The organism is Niallia sp. HCP3S3_B10, assembly GCF_052064465.1.
Lineage (GTDB): Bacteria > Bacillota > Bacilli > Bacillales > Cytobacillaceae > Niallia > Niallia hominis.
Genome location: NZ_JBQHVO010000037.1, coordinates 1 through 16,633 on the forward strand (window position 1 = coordinate 1; position 16,633 = coordinate 16,633).

Genomic DNA, 16,633 nt, shown 5'->3' on the forward strand with positions numbered 1-16,633 from the left:
AAAAACACCTCCGAATAATGTCACAATACTTATCTCAAGTATTGCCATTTTGGAGGTGTTTTATATTGTCTCACTATTTTAGGTTAGTCCACCTCAAATTTAAGTGAAGATCCATCTTTTTTATTATTACTGCTGTGTTGCGTCATTTTCTTCCCAGTATACTTTGCTGAAAATATCAGCAAATGCTTCCATACTTCGATTCAATTCTACTTGTGTATTGTCTACCCCGCCTACTTCTAAAAGAATAGCACGATCAGAGAAGTTTTGGTTATATACCCCATTTCCTTCTTCTTTTCCTTTTAAGAATACACCTCTTGAAATACCAGGATATTTTTTATCCAATTCAGCATGAAGCTTTTTCGCAAATTCCTGGTTTTTTTCATATCCTTTATTTGCATCACCAATAATGAATAGTAGTTTTGCATAGCTTTTTCCTTCAATTGTTGCTGTTGTCGTTTTTTTCCTAGCTGAATCTCGATGTATATCAATTAAATAGTTTAAATGTTTATTTTCGCTAACTGCTGTCTCAACCACTTCCTTTGAAACGGTATAAGATGAAAAATAGTTCCATCCTCTATCAAGAAGTTTTTGGTTAATATTCGTTTTATCTAGTTGAACTCCAATTCCCTCATCTTGTAATAGATTACTTAGTTTATTACTTAATCCAACAACATTTGCTCGTTCATCGGAGCTTACAGCTTCATTTTCATTTGCATTCTTCAAAAGTGGCAAATATGCTTCTAGATTATGCGTATTATAAACTAAAACAGTTTTATTTTTAGGCTCTGTTACTGGTGCTTTATTCTCTGAAGGCTTTTCTTCCTTCTCCACTTTTTCCTCATCTACTTCTTTAGGGTTTTTCATAAGCTCTTCAGAAGGAGTAGACTCAAATGGTAGATTGGCAAGGCTTGTCCCTTCCTCTGCAACAACAATTTCGGTATGAAAAAAAGTTAAGGCAGGTAGTTCTCTTCCTAAAAGCGTTCGTGTGTCGTCTAAACGAATATTAGTGGCAATTTGGAACAGAATATTGCCTAATGAAAGTCCCTTTCCATCTGATTTTGGAAAAAGATGATTTTCACTATGAAATATTTCTGTGTAAATTTCCGTAGTATTGACAGACTTTAAAATACTGGCAACATTATCTGAAGTCAATTTGAAGGAAAAAATAGAAGTTGTAATTCCAGCAATAAGGATAAACATTAGGATGATTCCTAATATTGTTGTATTCAAATACTGGATTAATGTACGCGTTTTGGAGGTTTGCATAATAGGTACATCCCCTTTCTCATACAGATATATGCCTTCTTACTAGAAAATAGTCTTGTAATCTATGAAATATTTGATAGGGAATTGTCATTATTTTAAGGAAGGATTGGAATTTTTATAAATAAGTTGGATGCGTAAAATTATTTTATACAATAAATAAAGTCACTGCCCAAATACATATGCTCTAGGACAGTGACTTTATTTTTCTATTTTATTGAAATGAAAAAAGAAACTCCGCTTCGCAGATTAATTCTCCTGCTACCGTAGCTTTGCCCTTTGCTTTCGCAAAGCTATTTTTCACCTTTTCCACGATGACTTCCATACAAAGCTCATCACCAGGAAAAACAGGCTTTCGAATTCTTGAATGATTAATGCCTGCTAACAAGGCAAATTTATTACTATGCTTTTCTTCACTATGAATGGCTACTGCTGAAACTTGAGCAATAGCTTCAATAATTAGGACTCCTGGCATGATAGGATTATTGGGGTTTTGTCCATTCGCAAATGTATCTTCCTTATTAATTTGCTTTACACCTACAGCCAATTCCCCTTCTTTCAATTCTAATATTTCATCCACTAGAGGCAGAGGATACCGATTTAATATATCCTTCACTTTCTGTAGATTCATCATTTCTTACCACCTAGATTATTTAATTCATTTTGTAGCTCAGCCATAACATTACTTAATTCCGTTGTTATGTCTGCTGGATCTTTCTTCGTTCCGTCCTCATTTTTTAACGAAATAGGATCGCCAAATATGACATGAATTTTTTTACCGCTTAACAGTCCTTTTAAATCCGTTGGGCCACTATATGCAGCTGGTACTAGTGGAACTCTTGCCAAATTAGCAATAGTAGCAGCGCCTTTTTTCAAAGGCACATCCTCTGACGATCTTGTGCCGCTTGGAAAGATTCCGACTATCTTCTTTTCCTTTAATAGTTTAACTGGTGTTTTAATACTACTTGGACCAGGATTTTCTCTATCGACTGGAAAAGCATTAATGCTATGGAGGAATTTAGCTGCTTGCGGTTTAGCAAATAGCTCTTTCTTCGCCATAAAATGAATCTCATTCGGCAGTAAAGAAGTGCCAAGAGCAACAACGTCTATCCATCCAGTATGAGAACAGGAAACGACATAACCGGTGTCCTTCGGTAATTTATCCTTATTAATAACCTTTGTTCTTCCAAAGATTTTTAACACTACATTAGCAAATCGACTCGTAAATGCATACATTTTTTCTTTCTCCTTTTTGTGCAAAATAACTTAATTATCCCATCGGTTCTACTAACTAACAGCGGGTATGAAGGCCCCTCATTGCTAGAAGTTGCACTTTATGTAAAGTTTCCCTATATGAAAGTATTTTAAAAAGAGATAATACTCATTCCTCAAAAAACAGCCACTGATAAATTCAATCTTTTCAACATCTACTATTAGTAGTAGCTACTATATTTATTCACTACCAACTTATTATATCTCATTATTGCTAAAAAAAATAGTGTCTAAGTACTACAAATAGGCACTATCTATATAGTAATAATCATAAATAGAATTTTATATATCCCATTTAAAGGAAGTCACTCAAAAGGAAAATCAAACAACGCAAATGGATGATACATGTATTACCATTTACGTATTTTGCTTATTTACTTTCTAACCAATGAATTGTTCCATTTATTAATGGATGAAACTGACTAGTTGATGAAAATGTATGTTTTCCATTTTCAATAAGTAATGTTTCAACCGTTCCTTTTTCTCGCTTTAAATACTTATTTTTATACTCATCCATATAATAACAGGGGATATCCTGATCTGCTGAACCATGCGCTAATAGGACATCACCAGAAAAAATATCGGCGACTTCTAACGGACGAAAATCTGCTAATGATTCAAAATAGGTTTGATAAAAGGAATAACCATTAAAATCAACCACTTCTTTTTCTGCTAATTCGCTCAACCTTTCCGTACCAAATATTCTTCTTATATCAAAGTCTGGTTTTCCGACAGCTGCCCACTGAATTAAACGGCTAACTCGTGAATCATTAATAGCAGTAAATAAGGCAACAGCTCCACCGAGACTATGACCAAGCAAAATAAGTTCCTTTATCGAAAGCTCTGCATATGCAAATTGAATAATCGCTTCTGTTTGCTCTATTAAATCGGATAATCGATTACGACCATATTCACCACTCGATTCACCACAACCTTTATAATCAAACCGAATCACTAAATACCCTTTTTCAGTAAGCAAATTACTAGTCTTTACAAATAGCCGATCTACACCTATTCTACTGCCAATTAATCCATGACAAATAATCACCGTTTTATAGTCATTATATTTTTCTTTAGGATAATCGATAGAAAGTACGATATTGTCATCCTTCCATTTGATCGTCTTCACCTCAGTCATTTCTAGTTCCTCCTAATTACTATTTATAATTACTTATTATATATTATTCCTACCTGTTTAGTAAGTTTAAAACAAAAATTTTCTGAATTCTTTTTTCATCATCCCAAATATTCGCCTTTTTTCACCATTTATTTTATCAAAATATAATTATGATAAAATAGCTTTAGTGAAAAAAATATCTACTGACCAAAATAGACGGTCATCATAAAAGGAGATTTCTATGTATTATATTGATTATCATCATCATTCCAATCATTCATTTGATTCAAAAGCAATAATGATGGAAATTTGCGAAAATGCAATAAGCAAAGGAATAAATGAAATTTGTTTTACAGAACATTTTTCAGTTAATCCAAATGCTCCAACCTTTGGGCATATGAATTGGACAAACTATCTAGCTGATATAAAAAAATGCCAGGCTGCTTATAAAGATCAACTTACAATAAAGCTAGGGATTGAATTATGCGAACCTCATTTAATGCGAGAGCAATATAAAGACGCATTATCCAGTATTCCGTTTGATTATATTCTCGGTTCTGTTCACAATCTTGATGGACTAACCCTTCGAAAATATATGAATGCACATCCTGAAGAGGATATTTATCTAGCATATTTTAAAGAAATGCTAGAATTAGTTACCTATGCGGATATCGATGTCCTTGCACATTTTGATTTAATGAAGCGCTATGCACATACGACTAGAGGACTTTATGCCTTTTCAGACTATGAAGATATCATTGCTTCCGTTTTAAAAACAGCTATTAAAAGAGGCATTGGGTTAGAAATTAATACTTCAGGCTGGAGAACAAGTTTAAATGAATCTTTGCCATTTATCGAAATATTAAAGCTTTATCGAGAACTAGGTGGAGAAATTTTAACGATTGGATCTGATTCCCATAGAAAAGAAGATGTGGGTGAAGGATTCATCCAAGCGCTTAATCTAGCAAAAAATGCAGGGTTTAGTGCTTATTATCTATTTGAAAAAAGAAACCCTGTTCGAATTGATATGTAAATAAGTGCAGAGGGATTATTTACATTAAATGACCTAACCATTAATGAGAGTTTTCCTTCACACCATAGGGATGTGTCAGTCTATCGATTACCGATAGTATTTAATGGGAAAATTTTTATCGTGTGCGCAAATTTAACAATTAATAGAAAAGAAGAGTGTCCAATGAGACACTCTTTCGGTTTAAATAAAGGAAACAATAAGCTCTGCTTTCCCCTTTAATTCAAATGCACCAAATTTATTGGGAAGCAAGAAATGATCCCCTTTTTGGAATGCGTATTCTTCTCCACTCTTCGTTAGAGAACCATCTCCCTCTATTACGCTGCATAAAAGGAAAGCTTGATTTTGCTCTTTAGTTGCCTTTCCATCGAGTGACCATTTTTCAACTGTAAAATAGTCACATTCAACAAAGCTTGTAATCTCTATATCCCCTTGTTGTTCAACAGATGGAGAAGTTGCTGCTAATTGATGTGGAACGGTCGTAACATTGATCGATTGCTCAATATGTAATTCCCGAGTATTTCCTTCTGCATCACGGCGATCATAGTCATAAACACGATATGTTGTATCCGAATTTTGTTGGGTTTCAAGAATGATAATCCCTTCCCCAATAGCATGAATTGTTCCGCTTGGCACAAAGAAGAAATCACCTTTTTTAACAGGAACTTTATTTAATAACTCATCCCATCTATTTTCAGCAATCATTGCTGCTAATTCATCTTTTGTTCTAGCATGATGGCCAAAAATAATTTCTGCCCCATCCTGACAGTCAATAATGTACCAGCACTCTGTTTTGCCAAGTTCTCCATTTTCATGAACCTTTGCATAGTCATCATTTGGATGAACCTGTACAGATAAGTCTTGATTTGCATCTAATATTTTTGTTAATAAAGGAAAACGATCGCCTTCCATATTTCCAAAAAGCGCACGATGATTTTCCCATAATTGTTCTAAATTTTTCCCTGCTAATGGTCCATTCTTGACAACACTTTGTCCATGAGGGTGTGCGGAAAATGCCCAGCATTCCCCTGTTGATTCACTCGGTATTTCATAGCCAAAGCTACGCAATGCTGTACCGCCCCAAATTCTATCTTTAAAAACCGGATTAAAAAATAATGGCTCGCTCATTCGATTACGGAACTCCTTCTTTACAATATTTACTAGACTATTCTACCATATTCTCCATTAAAACGGATTTTATTTTCAAAAATAGAAAATGAAAGAACATTAGTAAATGCCTCTAGCTATCTAAATTAAAGCATACATTATTTGTACTAATACAAAAAATAAGACTCTCCTTATAGAAACTTTACCATTTCTTTAGGAGAGTCTTATTTTGTTATGCACCTGTATTGAATTGCTCTTTTTTCGGAATAATCGTTTCTTTTCTAATCGTTTTCCCATGCAAATAGTAATAAACTGCAATACCAATTAAAATATAGATACTACTAAAAGAATAAAATGCATTTAAGCCAATTGCATCCCCAATAATCCCAACTAAATAAGAACCGAAGCCAATCCCTATATCAAAAATAGATAAGAACGTTGCCGTTGCAAGTCCTCTTCTATGTGGTGCTGCTTTTTGAATGGCAATGGTTTGAAGACAAGGAAACATAGATCCGTATCCTAACCCAATTAATGCTGCTGAAAGTAAAAACATCCATTCAGATTCAGCCATGCCAAGCAAAATCATTCCAGCGGAGAATAAAACAATACAAGGATATACAATCTTATTTGCACCATAGCGATCAAACCATTTTCCAGCAAAAGGTCTTGCCATTAGCATAAAGATTGCATATACAACAAAGAAATAACCTGAAACACTAATAAAGCCTTTATCCTCTGCATAAACAGATACAAAGGAGAGTATCGACGAATATACAATTCCGAATATTGCCGCTACGATACTAATTTTCACTGCAGTATTTTCAATAATTTGATTGAATCGAATGCCTTTCTTCTCTGTATGCTCTATTTCTGACATTTCCATTTCTGGCGCATGTTCAATTTTCATAAATCCGCCTGTTAAAATGGCAAAGAATGCAAAAATAATTGCTAGAATAAATAGAGTGGAAGTTCCCCAAGAATTAATTGCCTGAAGACCAATAAATGGACCGATAACCATTGCTAAATTCATGCTCATGGAATAATACCCCATGCCTTCTCCTCTTCTGGAGCTTGGCAGAATGTCCGCAACAATTGTTCCTGTTGCAGTTGTTGCCATCCCAAATCCAATACCATGTAAGGCACGAACAAATAGTAAACCGCTTAGAGAGTCAGTAAATAAATAAAAAACGGAGGCACTTAAGAAGATAAGTAAAGATGTTAGGAAAATGGCCTTTTTCCCAATCTTTTGCATTAAATTACCAGCTATTGGCCGGATGAGAATAGCTGTAATAATGAAAACCGTAACAATTAGGCCAGCTGAAGACTGTTTTTGATTTAATTCGCGAATTGCATAAATTGGTAATGAAACTAATAAAAAATAAAATGTCATAAATAAAAAAAAGTTACTTACCCATATTTGGATAAATCCCCTTGTCCATAATGCTTCTTTTTTCACTTATTTTCCTCCTTGATTGCTAATGAATGGGACCAGCCTAATATAATTTGATGTAAATATTCCCATGATTCAGCTGGTAATTGTGCAAGTAAGCCCTTGTTTGCTTGTAAAACAGCCTCTTCCCATTTTGCGTATTCTTGTATTGCTATATCGGTTAGAAACACTTTATTTGTGCGTCTGTCTTCTCCTTTTACTTGGAGAACATAATTTTTTTCCACGAGCTTTTTAACTGTACGAGTAACAGGTGGAGCTTCAATCGATAAATATTCAGCAATTTCTTTTTGGGCAAGTGGACCGTTCTCTTTTAATACATATAAAATTGCCCATTCTGAACTATATATATCAAATGGCTCTAACGCTATATTTAATTCCTTCGTAAATTGTCGAGCAAGCTGTTGGATAGAATGGAATAAGTCATGAGTCTTGTTCATATCTTTCTCCGATCTAAAATTAATTACCTAGGTAACTATATCATAGTATATTGGTTGTAGGCAATACTATTTTTAAACATTGGTCTTAATCAAACGTTTGATTAACAGAGATATCGCTTTCAAAAAAAGGTGCTTTCTATCCATATTATTACATCAAAAAAACTCCTAAGTAGTTGAGCTAACTAATTAGGAGCCATTCACATGTTAGGACAGTTTGTTTTGAAATGCATTTTGTTTTATAAAATGGTCATTTGATCACCAGTATAGATGGTTCCCGTCTGAATAACACGAGCATAAATGCCGAAATGATTATTTCTTTCTTTCACTATCTGCTTTAATAGCTGAGGCTGCCTTGTTCCTGTTATAGGATCAACCGTTATGATCATACATCTTTCACAGAATTGATTAATTTCGAGAATTACTTCTGAACCAATTTTAATTTGCTTCCCCATTATATCCTGTTCTTTTATGCCCATCTCTTTTCGATCATAAATAATATTTCCCCTAAATCGTCTCTCATCAATTGGTTCACCGTATGAGGAAGATAATTCTGCAAGAGCTTCTGTTGAGATAAGAAGAATATTGTCTACTTCAATCGCTGGGATTGGAACATTGGTTGGGGAATATGTAATGGACTCTAATGTTCGATTTGTTTCTTTTTCCATTCTTTCTACTAATGCTTTTTCATTCCAATCAAACTCTGCTCCATCACTTGCTATCACTTTTAGCTTAGGAAAAACTTCTATCGACTCTTCTCCTAAAAATTGTGCTTTGTATGTAACCATTTTAGGAAATTGCGTAATGGTTAAATGCTTGTTCTTATTTGTTTTATCAATAAATGCATGACTTCTATCCCCATAAATTCCGTATGACATAATTTTTGCCTTTGAAAGATATTCCCCTGTAAAGGATTTTACCGGATACCGCATAATTTTTTGGATAGTTCCAAAGATCATATCTTCCCCTCCCTTTCTCCTTATTCCATTAAAACAAAAAAACTCTCTAAAACCAATTACTTTAGAGAGTTTTTTTTAAAATTATGGTTTGGTTTCTTCCATGTCGACAGATAACAAACGTTCGGTTCTTGTATCAAAGGTTAAGTTTACAAACACACCAATTTCTTTTTGATCATTTTTTACAATAAGCTTAAACTTTTCAACAGAAGTTCCCTTTTTATCTTCCTTGCCTACATGCAGATAATCAGTTACTTCACTATTAGGATATTTTTCTTGTGCTTTTGTCATGGCGATTCTTCCCCATTTAACATAGGAAGGTAGCCCTTCTGCTTCTGCATGGATTGGAATGTTTATCTGCATAAGGAATAAACCAACTAATAAAATATTTATGAATGGAAACTTTATTATTTTCATGTATGCATCTCCTTTCATTCTACATTTAGTATGAACTTTCTATAAAAAATTATGTATTTTTATATGTTAACTTTTTTAAAGAATTAGTTGACATATAAAAAGTAGAGAAGTATAGTTATTTTAGGAAATTATTAAAAGGAGTGACGACTTTGAAACCGTGGAAAGCTTTAGATATTACAATGATTGCATTATTTGTTGCTTTTATGGCAGTTGGTGCAAATGTAACCAGTTTTCTTGTTATTGGAGGAGTTCCTGTTACACTTCAAACCTTTTTTGCAATCCTTGCAGGTCTACTTCTAGGCAAAAGACTAGGAAGTTTTGCAATGGTAGTTTATATGCTCGTTGGACTTATCGGGATTCCTGTATTTGCAGAAGTATCTGGAGGACTCATTATTTTAACCAAACCATCCTTTGGATTTATTTTAGCTTTTATTCTTACTGCCTTTATTGTTGGCTTAGTTGCCGAGAAAAAACAATCGATTCCAAACTTTATTTTTAGTGCATTTATTGGCTTATTAATCAATTACATAATCGGTACAAGCTGGATGTATATGGCATATAAATTATGGTATTTGGCACCTTCTGGGTTTACTTATCAACTGCTTTGGTCCTGGATGGCTTTCCCTCTTATAAAAGATGTTATTCTTACCTTTATCGCAGGAGTAGTCGGTTACCGCTTATATAATTCAGTAATAAAGAAAAGCTCACTGCAAGTACATTTTCATTCAGATTCTACACATCAAAAATTTGACAAAAGAAAACTAAATAGATAAACTGAAAAGCCGAATATGAAAATCAATTAAAAAGCCAAACAATTACGATTTTATCGTGTAATTGTTTGGCTTCGTCTATGCCTGGAATACATATAACTGACACTCATTTTACCAAAACCGATAATTTCCTATCCGTTTCGCCATTTTACGACCATATACTCAAGAATCCTGTCTATTTCTGCGGTTTCCCGAGAAATATTCCATTATTCCATTCCCTATTTTTCCTACCATCAAACATTATCTAACTTGCATTTTAAAGGAATAATCAAGCGATTCTAATTCATCTGTTAAAACATGTATTTCTACTTCCCAATTTCCTGGCTGATTCAATAGAAGATTTTCTGCAAAGTAATGCCCCTCTTTCTCTTTTGTTAAAGGAAAGGATGTTTCATTTTCCCCATTGATTAAGCCTATCGTAATTTGTTCGATTGGATCAATCGGGTTTCGACTATTATCAAATACAAACACTTCATATTGATTTTGAACACCTGTTTTTTTAGGGGTAATAGATAAGCTAATATTCTCATTATACCCTAGTTCTGCTTCCTCATAAAATGGCAAATCAATTGGCAAGGTTGGTGTTTGGATTTGTGTAAAAACGCTTGTTACCAGTAATACCAAAATTCCAAGCGTAATCTCTATTTTAATCGATACTTTATAGAACTCTTTCTTTTTTAAAAGAAGCCTGCTAACTAAATGATAGGCTCCGAAAATTAGCATAAACACTAGTAAAGCCACCTTAATAAGCAAAACTTTCCCGTATGTCGTGCTAACTAATGAATGAAAATCTGGTATTAATAAAGAAGCGTTTATTGCTCCAGAAATACAGAGTGCAGCAACGGAGAAAAGGGCCCATAGCGAATATCTTTCCATACTAGACCAATATAAATCATGTCCTTCTCCTTCACTCGCAAAAATCCCTTCCCTTAAAAATAAAAGGATGACAAGCATCCCACCAAGCCAAATGGAAGCTGCGACCAAATGAGTAAAATCAAACAAAATCGCCACCGTTTCATATGGAGAACTAGACGGATGACCAAGAAATGCTTTTGAGAGCATTATGCCTAAAAACGCTAATCCAGGGATAGTCAGGCGCTTTCTGTCTGTGTATATTTTCCAAATGTAAAGATGGCTCAAATAGAGGATAACCAACAAGATTGTTTGCAGAATCCAGATGGTCCCTTCTTTCGTACTTTTCAGGGTTTCCAACAAATTACTGATGCTTAAGGATGCTAGTAAACCTCCACCAGCATAGCTTTGTGTCTGTATGAAAATGGAGCTGATAATACTGATTGCTAGTAATGCTATTGCTGTAATCGAGACAGTTTTGGTCCTTTTTTTTAAGCTATTGGATAATTTCTTGCCCTTATACCATATCAAATAGAACAATAAAATCCCCATATATAAAGAAAACCCGATATAAAGGAAGCCTTTATTTATCATTGTACTTATAAATGTAAACATATTTCCATTTTCTTGTTGTGTTGGGAAAGCCGTTCCCTCAGGTAATTCTCCAATACTAAAAGGAATCATTCCTGAAACAGAATGTCCATCTGCTGATACTACTCTCCACTCAACTGTATAAATATCGTTTGGTAAATCTGGCTGTAAATCTACTGTCATTGATTTCTCTGTTTTGGGGTCTATCTTAACATTTTTCTGATCTACTCTCTCTCCAGATGAGTTTAAAACATTTAATATCGTAAAACCAGTTTGGATTTTTTCATTAAATTCTATGTAAACATTTTTCGGTGCTGTTTCTAATATTTCATTTTCATTAGGAGTGGAATTAGTAATATATGCATGGGCAGATACTGTATTAACTCCGATAAAATAAAATATAAGTGCAGCTAATTGTAACATTAGTAGCTTTTTCCATTTCACTTTTTTCATCACGTCCCTCTATGTTCATCTGCACCACTCAATTATAGCGAATGAACCACAATTCGTACAAGGAAGAGATCGACTAGGCAATAATTCCGTTTATTCTGATATATGAAACTTCCATTAGTGGATAGTAATCATCCTCATTGATGATTAGTTGAACCATTTGTACTATACGGTTAATCGATCTCCACCTACTCTCATTCTCTTAAGAAAAAAACCTCTCACCTAATAGCTAGAATACAGTCGTTATTTGTCTAAACAATAGCGTATTTTGCGCTTTCCCGAGAAATATATATTAATTTTTTTATATAAATATCGTATATTTTCCTTCATGGCGGTAAAGAATAAGAACAAAATAAAAAGGAGGTAAGTCAATGGATATTAGCATGACTGCTGATGAAGTAATGTTGGCTATTCAACAATTACGTTCAAATGGCATGAATATGAATAAAAAGAAGGTAAAGCAAAGCCATCCAGAATTAATGCGCCATGCGCTACATTATTTCCCTGATTGGAACAGTGCGGTTGAAAAAAGTGAATTAGCTTAATAGTTTAACCGAACGATTGCTTCTTAGACCTACATATTCAAGATCGTGTAAATAACACCATAGACTTACGAAAAGGGACTTCTGTTACCCATTTTTACATACAGAATAAAAGATATCTAAAAAGAAGAATACAGAAGCTCATCGAGGCTTTCCATAAACATGAAAACCATCTTTAACAGGCAAGATGGCCATTTATTGGAAAGCTCTCTTTTTATTTCCATTCCATAGCACTAATAGTAAGGAAGAAGGGTACTATATTACGATGAAGGAATTGATAATTTTACTTAAGAATGGGAATCGATCTGCTCTCCTTGCTGCACTCGTAAATACGATTATTTCCCTCTTAAAAGGAGTCGCATTTTTCTTATCTGGCAATGTCGCTATATTTGCAGAAACCATGCATTCCCTTGGCGATGCAGCCAATCAATTTTTTGTATTTATTGGATCGGCATTAAGCAAAAAAGACCCTACCAAGCGGTTTCCTGGGGGATTTGGCAGACTTGTAAATATTGTTTTATTATTTGCCGTCCTTATCGTCGGAATAATGGCATATGAAACAGTCAGAGAAGGCATCGACCATGTCATTAACCCCCAGGAATCAACCGCCTTTTTGCTTATTATCAGCGTTCTTTCTCTATCTGTATCTCTTGAGTTTATTGTGTTAACAAAGGCTATGAAAGAAATTGTCACAAATGCTGGGGTAAAAACAAGAGGTTTGAAACTTTATTCATCTAGTTTTACCTATTTAAAATCGGCAAAACCGGCAACAAAATTGGTTTTTTTAGAAGATTCTGTTGCAACTGCCGGAGGAATATTAGCAATCCTCGCAGTTGTTGTAACGGAATATACAAATTTTAAACAAGCAGAAGGGATCGTATCTATTGTTATTGGATTACTTATGTTTATTGTAGTTGGAAGAGTGTTCTTAGATAATGCAGCAGGTGCGATTGGTGAAGCTGATTTAGAAATGCAGGGGGTAATTGGTAACATCGCTATGAAAGATCCAGATGTAAGAGATATTCAAGGGCTTGCTGTATTTAAAGAGGGGGAAGATTTTCATGTAGAGCTAAGCATTGAAATTGATAGCAAATTAACGGTAGAACAAGTAGATAAAATAAGACAGCGAATTGAGAAACAAATACTAACAGAAAAAGGAGTTTCTGATATCATCATTGAATTTGATAAGGATGATGGAATTTTAAATTGGCCAAATTCCATTCATAAAAATGAAAAAAGAAAGAAAATGCTAGAAAAACATTCCTCTTGGAAAAATGTTGATTAATTCAATTGACGTAAACATCCTTCCATCGTTGTGAAATAATATATATGTGAAAAGGTCAGGATTATCCTCTTTCATTAGAACCCTGACCGAAAAATATGCTATTCATTTACCGCATCTTCAAAAGGTGCAAAAAAAACGCCTTTAGGGGCAAGGATATTTGTTTCTGATTCCTCTTCTCTTCCGTTAACTTCATAAACCCCTGCTGGGAAGTAATCATAATAGCCAGATTTCACGTGTAAATCGACGTAATATTCATCCAGTTCCCTCATTAATAGATGATAAGCTTCCCTATCGATAATTTCACCTAAATCATCCAATTCAAAATTCTCTTTTAGCGCTTCTATGAAAGGTTCATAAGAGTCTGCAGCAACATATAAATCTACATCACAGCATTCCATGCAGAGCAAGACCTCTTCTCCTTTTATATTTTCATATGCATAATCGACCATTTCTTTTAAAATCTGTTGTATTTTATCTTTATTAACCAAATTCATGGTTGTTTTCACTGCAATTCCCTCCAACTTTTTACAAAAGCTATACAATTAACCTATAGCTTTATCATACACAAAAATAAGTACAAAATGAAATGATATCCTTTTGTATTTGCAATGATTACATCACTATTTTTTTTACTATCTCATAGGAACGTAATCGATCTGTTTGGGAATAGACTTGGGTATTTATTATCATTTCATCTGCTTGCGTTTCATCTAAGAACGCTTGTAATTTTCTTGCGACCGTTTCCTCCGAACCAATAATAGAAGCTTTAAGTTGCTTCTGTACAATCGATTTTTCATAAGTAGTCCACAGTGCTTCCATATTTGGAACCGGCGGCTTTAGTTGGGTCGGATTGTTTCGAATTAGACTTAAAAATTGCTGTTGTGAAGAAGTTGCAAGAAATTCTGCCCTTTCATCTGTGTCTGCCGCAATAATATTTACCCCCACCATTGCATAAGGTTGCTTCAATTTATCCGACGGTGTAAACGAATTATAATAGGTATGGAGAGCAGGCACTGTATAATCTGGTGAAAAATGGCTTGCAAAAGCAAATGGAAGACCAAGACTTCCTGCTAATCTCGCACTAAAATCACTGGATCCTAATAACCAAATCGGTATTGCCAATCCTTCTCCAGGAATTGCTCTTACAGGCAATCTAGTTTCCTCATGTGATTTTAAGTACGTACTTAATTCCTCCACTAATTCAGGAAAGTCATTTCCATCACTTGGATAACGACGTAAAGCCTTTGCAGTCAACTGATCACTTCCAGGTGCCCTACCTAAACCTAAATCAATTCGATTAGGATACATGGATTCTAACGTTCCAAATTGTTCGGCAATAACTAATGGTGAATGATTCGGAAGCATGATACCACCAGAACCAACTCTTATTTTACTTGTTCCTCCAGCTATATAGCCAATCAAAACTGATGTTGCACTGCTAGCTATTCCAGGCATGCTATGATGTTCTGCAACCCAATAACGGTTATAGCCCCATTTTTCAACATGGCGAGCAAGCTCTAAACTATTTTTAAAGCTTTCTGTAGCATTACTGCCTTCTTTTATTGGTGCTAAATCAAGTACAGAGAACTTTATATCTTTCAGAGTTTTTCCCATAATCCCTCATCCCTTCCTTTATCTCCTTCCATACTATAACTGACTTTTTTAGTCTTCAAGTTTATTGCTTGTATAAGGATGTTTAGCCTCTCACTCTAAATGATTCAATAATTGCTTGCTATTCATATATTCCAATGTTTCTTTCTGATAATTTGACAGAATATATTCTATTTGTGGCATCGGAGACACAATCGGTATTTTTTTCTTTTTAATAATCCGGATAATCGGCTTTGCTGTTGATTTGGACTCCTTTATCATCCATTTATCTTTTTTCTTCTGAAGTGTTAAATCGATAATACCTAAATGATTTCCCCAATTTCCTGCTTGTACAGTTGGTTTTCCATTGATTAATCCCTTATCATGATTCACACCTTTCGGCCCCTTTGCCCCCTTTACCGGAAAGATGCCGTGGGTATGGCCATAAAGAATGACATCAATTCCTTCCACCTTACTAATATCTCGAACATTATTTCCTGATTTCGGTCTATAATTCTGATCAGAATACAACCCCGCATGTACTAACGCGATTATTATATCAGCACCTTTTTTTTTCATTTGAGGTACAATTTCTTCTGCTGTTTTTCGCATATTCTTTATAATTAATCTATTTTCAAAATGTTCCTTATCCCAAACTTGTGTTATTGGCGTAATAAGTCCAATTACTCCCACCTTTAACTTTTCCATTTCTCCATTTTCATTTACTACATCTTTATCCAGTAGTAAATATGGTTGAAAAAAATGGATGTCGTCTTGTTCATACTCATTGCGATCATCTACATATATATTCGCATTTGTATATGGGAAATCTGCCCCCCTTAATGTATTTAAAAGAAAATCAAGACCATAATTAAACTCATGATTTCCAACTGTTGCTGCATCATATCCCAATAAATTCATACTTTTATATGCAGGATGAATGTCGTTCGAATAAAACATCGGAGAACTTGCAACAAACTCCGCCAATGGACTTCCCTTTATAACATCTCCTACGTCAAATAATAATGTATTTCTTTGTTCTTTTTTTGCTTGCGTTATCAAACTTGCCACTCGATTATATCCATATTCAATCGTTTTCTTTTTTTTCTCATAATTATAATCCAGTAAATAAGAATGAATATCCGTCGTTTCTAATATACGAAGTTTAACGGTAGGTTCCTTCAATGTTTCACTAATTGCTTCTATTTGGATAACATTTAGTTGCATAAAAAGGATAAGTGTGATGGAAAGAATAAATAATAATTTCTTTTTCATTTGGCTATCTCCCCTTTTTCCCAGCTTTCCTTCGATTCTTTTAGTTTATACAGATGAGGTTAGAACTACACAGTAATCACAATCGGATTCTACAAAATGATTCCCTGTATTAGAAAAATCGGGAAAATTGTCAACAAATTAGAAGTTTTGATAGCTTTTGTCTTGTTGCAGGAAATTTCTTAACAGTTCTATAAATATTACGGTAGAGATGTTCTATTACGGTGATAATTAC

The 16,633-nt window shown here is 34.2% G+C and carries 17 protein-coding genes; 4 read left to right on the forward strand and 13 right to left on the reverse strand.

The features are described from left to right. Positions 1–126 precede the first annotated feature (126 nt). From spoIIP to ACTNDN_RS15590, 4 genes are all read right to left on the reverse strand, one after another. The gene (spoIIP, locus tag ACTNDN_RS15575) at positions 127–1,266 is read right to left on the reverse strand and encodes a stage II sporulation protein P (RefSeq protein ID WP_441131420.1); all 1,140 of its coding nucleotides are present in this window, start codon (positions 1,264–1,266) and stop codon (positions 127–129) included. Positions 1,267–1,477: 211 nt separating this feature from the next. Further along, entirely contained in the window at positions 1,478–1,897 is a 420-nt protein-coding gene (gene fabZ / locus ACTNDN_RS15580; protein WP_235251539.1) for a 3-hydroxyacyl-ACP dehydratase FabZ, read from the reverse strand. Further along, the gene (locus ACTNDN_RS15585) at positions 1,894–2,499 is read right to left on the reverse strand and encodes a lysophospholipid acyltransferase family protein (protein ID WP_235251540.1); all 606 of its coding nucleotides are present in this window, start codon (positions 2,497–2,499) and stop codon (positions 1,894–1,896) included. The genes fabZ and ACTNDN_RS15585 overlap by 4 nt, the downstream gene beginning before the upstream one ends. Positions 2,500–2,905: 406 nt before the next feature. Continuing rightward, complete coding sequence (locus tag ACTNDN_RS15590; RefSeq protein ID WP_349205255.1) at positions 2,906–3,673, reverse strand: alpha/beta hydrolase family protein; 768 nt, start codon at positions 3,671–3,673, stop codon at positions 2,906–2,908. Positions 3,674–3,893: 220 nt separating this feature from the next. On the opposite strand from ACTNDN_RS15590, the gene ACTNDN_RS15595 reads away from it, so the two are divergent. Next, entirely contained in the window at positions 3,894–4,685 is a 792-nt protein-coding gene (locus ACTNDN_RS15595) for a histidinol-phosphatase HisJ family protein (RefSeq protein WP_031538661.1), read from the forward strand. Positions 4,686–4,865: 180 nt separating this feature from the next. Here ACTNDN_RS15595 and manA read toward each other — a convergent pair whose 3' ends face one another. The 5 genes from manA to ACTNDN_RS15620 form a co-directional block, all read right to left on the reverse strand. Beyond that, on the reverse strand, positions 4,866–5,810 hold the full coding sequence (manA, locus tag ACTNDN_RS15600) for a mannose-6-phosphate isomerase, class I (protein WP_441131424.1): 945 nt from the start codon (positions 5,808–5,810) through the stop codon (positions 4,866–4,868). Between the two features lie 211 nt (positions 5,811–6,021). Continuing rightward, positions 6,022–7,245: an MFS transporter gene (locus tag ACTNDN_RS15605; RefSeq protein WP_031538665.1), complete on the reverse strand. Its 1,224-nt coding sequence runs from the start codon at positions 7,243–7,245 to the stop codon at positions 6,022–6,024. After that, positions 7,242–7,676 carry a MarR family winged helix-turn-helix transcriptional regulator gene (locus tag ACTNDN_RS15610; RefSeq protein ID WP_031538666.1) on the reverse strand — a complete coding sequence of 145 codons (435 nt, stop codon included), beginning with the start codon at positions 7,674–7,676 and terminating at the stop codon, positions 7,242–7,244. Before ACTNDN_RS15610 ends, ACTNDN_RS15605 begins: the two co-directional genes overlap by 4 nt. Positions 7,677–7,912: 236 nt before the next feature. Continuing rightward, positions 7,913–8,632: an MOSC domain-containing protein gene (locus tag ACTNDN_RS15615; RefSeq protein WP_031538668.1), complete on the reverse strand. Its 720-nt coding sequence runs from the start codon at positions 8,630–8,632 to the stop codon at positions 7,913–7,915. Positions 8,633–8,713: 81 nt separating this feature from the next. Beyond that, entirely contained in the window at positions 8,714–9,046 is a 333-nt protein-coding gene (locus ACTNDN_RS15620; protein WP_441131427.1) for a DUF3889 domain-containing protein, read from the reverse strand. Between the two features lie 149 nt (positions 9,047–9,195). Here ACTNDN_RS15620 and ACTNDN_RS15625 point away from each other — a divergent pair, with 149 nt between their 5' ends. Further along, positions 9,196–9,819: a biotin transporter BioY gene (locus ACTNDN_RS15625; RefSeq protein ID WP_441131429.1), complete on the forward strand. Its 624-nt coding sequence runs from the start codon at positions 9,196–9,198 to the stop codon at positions 9,817–9,819. 237 nt (positions 9,820–10,056) lie between these two features. On the opposite strand, the gene ACTNDN_RS15630 is transcribed toward ACTNDN_RS15625, so the two are convergent. Continuing rightward, a complete protein-coding gene (locus ACTNDN_RS15630) occupies positions 10,057–11,712 on the reverse strand; it encodes a copper resistance CopC/CopD family protein (RefSeq protein ID WP_441131431.1) in 1,656 nt (551 codons plus the stop codon). Positions 11,713–12,080: 368 nt separating this feature from the next. Between ACTNDN_RS15630 and ACTNDN_RS15635 the strand changes: the two genes are divergently transcribed. Next, positions 12,081–12,254 (forward strand): hypothetical protein, encoded by a 174-nt coding sequence (locus ACTNDN_RS15635; RefSeq protein ID WP_349205252.1) that lies wholly within the window; start codon positions 12,081–12,083, stop codon positions 12,252–12,254. A gap of 262 nt (positions 12,255–12,516) precedes the next feature. Then, complete coding sequence (locus tag ACTNDN_RS15640; protein WP_251628228.1) at positions 12,517–13,536, forward strand: cation diffusion facilitator family transporter; 1,020 nt, start codon at positions 12,517–12,519, stop codon at positions 13,534–13,536. 98 nt (positions 13,537–13,634) lie between these two features. Here ACTNDN_RS15640 and ACTNDN_RS15645 read toward each other — a convergent pair whose 3' ends face one another. The 3 genes from ACTNDN_RS15645 to ACTNDN_RS15655 all read right to left on the reverse strand — a co-directional run bounded on the left by ACTNDN_RS15645 (position 13,635) and on the right by ACTNDN_RS15655 (position 16,401). Beyond that, positions 13,635–14,042 (reverse strand): hypothetical protein, encoded by a 408-nt coding sequence (locus ACTNDN_RS15645; RefSeq protein WP_031538679.1) that lies wholly within the window; start codon positions 14,040–14,042, stop codon positions 13,635–13,637. Positions 14,043–14,148: 106 nt separating this feature from the next. Continuing rightward, entirely contained in the window at positions 14,149–15,150 is a 1,002-nt protein-coding gene (locus ACTNDN_RS15650; RefSeq protein ID WP_441131434.1) for an LLM class flavin-dependent oxidoreductase, read from the reverse strand. A gap of 90 nt (positions 15,151–15,240) precedes the next feature. Beyond that, a complete protein-coding gene (locus ACTNDN_RS15655; protein ID WP_035416573.1) occupies positions 15,241–16,401 on the reverse strand; it encodes a metallophosphoesterase in 1,161 nt (386 codons plus the stop codon). Between the last annotated feature and the right edge of the window lie 232 nt (positions 16,402–16,633).

Excerpts from the sequence above, each read along its gene's own strand:
- spoIIP (WP_441131420.1), bottom strand. The coding sequence starts at position 1,266 with ATGCAAACCTCCAAAACGCGTACATTAATCCAGTATTTGAATACAACA.
- fabZ (WP_235251539.1), bottom strand. The coding sequence starts at position 1,897 with ATGATGAATCTACAGAAAGTGAAGGATATATTAAATCGGTATCCTCTG.
- ACTNDN_RS15585 (WP_235251540.1), bottom strand. The coding sequence starts at position 2,499 with ATGTATGCATTTACGAGTCGATTTGCTAATGTAGTGTTAAAAATCTTT.
- ACTNDN_RS15590 (WP_349205255.1), bottom strand. The coding sequence starts at position 3,673 with ATGACTGAGGTGAAGACGATCAAATGGAAGGATGACAATATCGTACTT.
- ACTNDN_RS15595 (WP_031538661.1), top strand. The coding sequence starts at position 3,894 with ATGTATTATATTGATTATCATCATCATTCCAATCATTCATTTGATTCA.
- manA (WP_441131424.1), bottom strand. The coding sequence starts at position 5,810 with ATGAGCGAGCCATTATTTTTTAATCCGGTTTTTAAAGATAGAATTTGG.
- ACTNDN_RS15610 (WP_031538666.1), bottom strand. The coding sequence starts at position 7,676 with ATGAACAAGACTCATGACTTATTCCATTCTATCCAACAGCTTGCTCGA.
- ACTNDN_RS15615 (WP_031538668.1), bottom strand. The coding sequence starts at position 8,632 with ATGATCTTTGGAACTATCCAAAAAATTATGCGGTATCCGGTAAAATCC.
- ACTNDN_RS15620 (WP_441131427.1), bottom strand. The coding sequence starts at position 9,046 with ATGAAAATAATAAAGTTTCCATTCATAAATATTTTATTAGTTGGTTTA.
- ACTNDN_RS15630 (WP_441131431.1), bottom strand. The coding sequence starts at position 11,712 with ATGAAAAAAGTGAAATGGAAAAAGCTACTAATGTTACAATTAGCTGCA.
- ACTNDN_RS15635 (WP_349205252.1), top strand. The coding sequence starts at position 12,081 with ATGGATATTAGCATGACTGCTGATGAAGTAATGTTGGCTATTCAACAA.
- ACTNDN_RS15640 (WP_251628228.1), top strand. The coding sequence starts at position 12,517 with ATGAAGGAATTGATAATTTTACTTAAGAATGGGAATCGATCTGCTCTC.
- ACTNDN_RS15650 (WP_441131434.1), bottom strand. The coding sequence starts at position 15,150 with ATGGGAAAAACTCTGAAAGATATAAAGTTCTCTGTACTTGATTTAGCA.
- ACTNDN_RS15655 (WP_035416573.1), bottom strand. The coding sequence starts at position 16,401 with ATGAAAAAGAAATTATTATTTATTCTTTCCATCACACTTATCCTTTTT.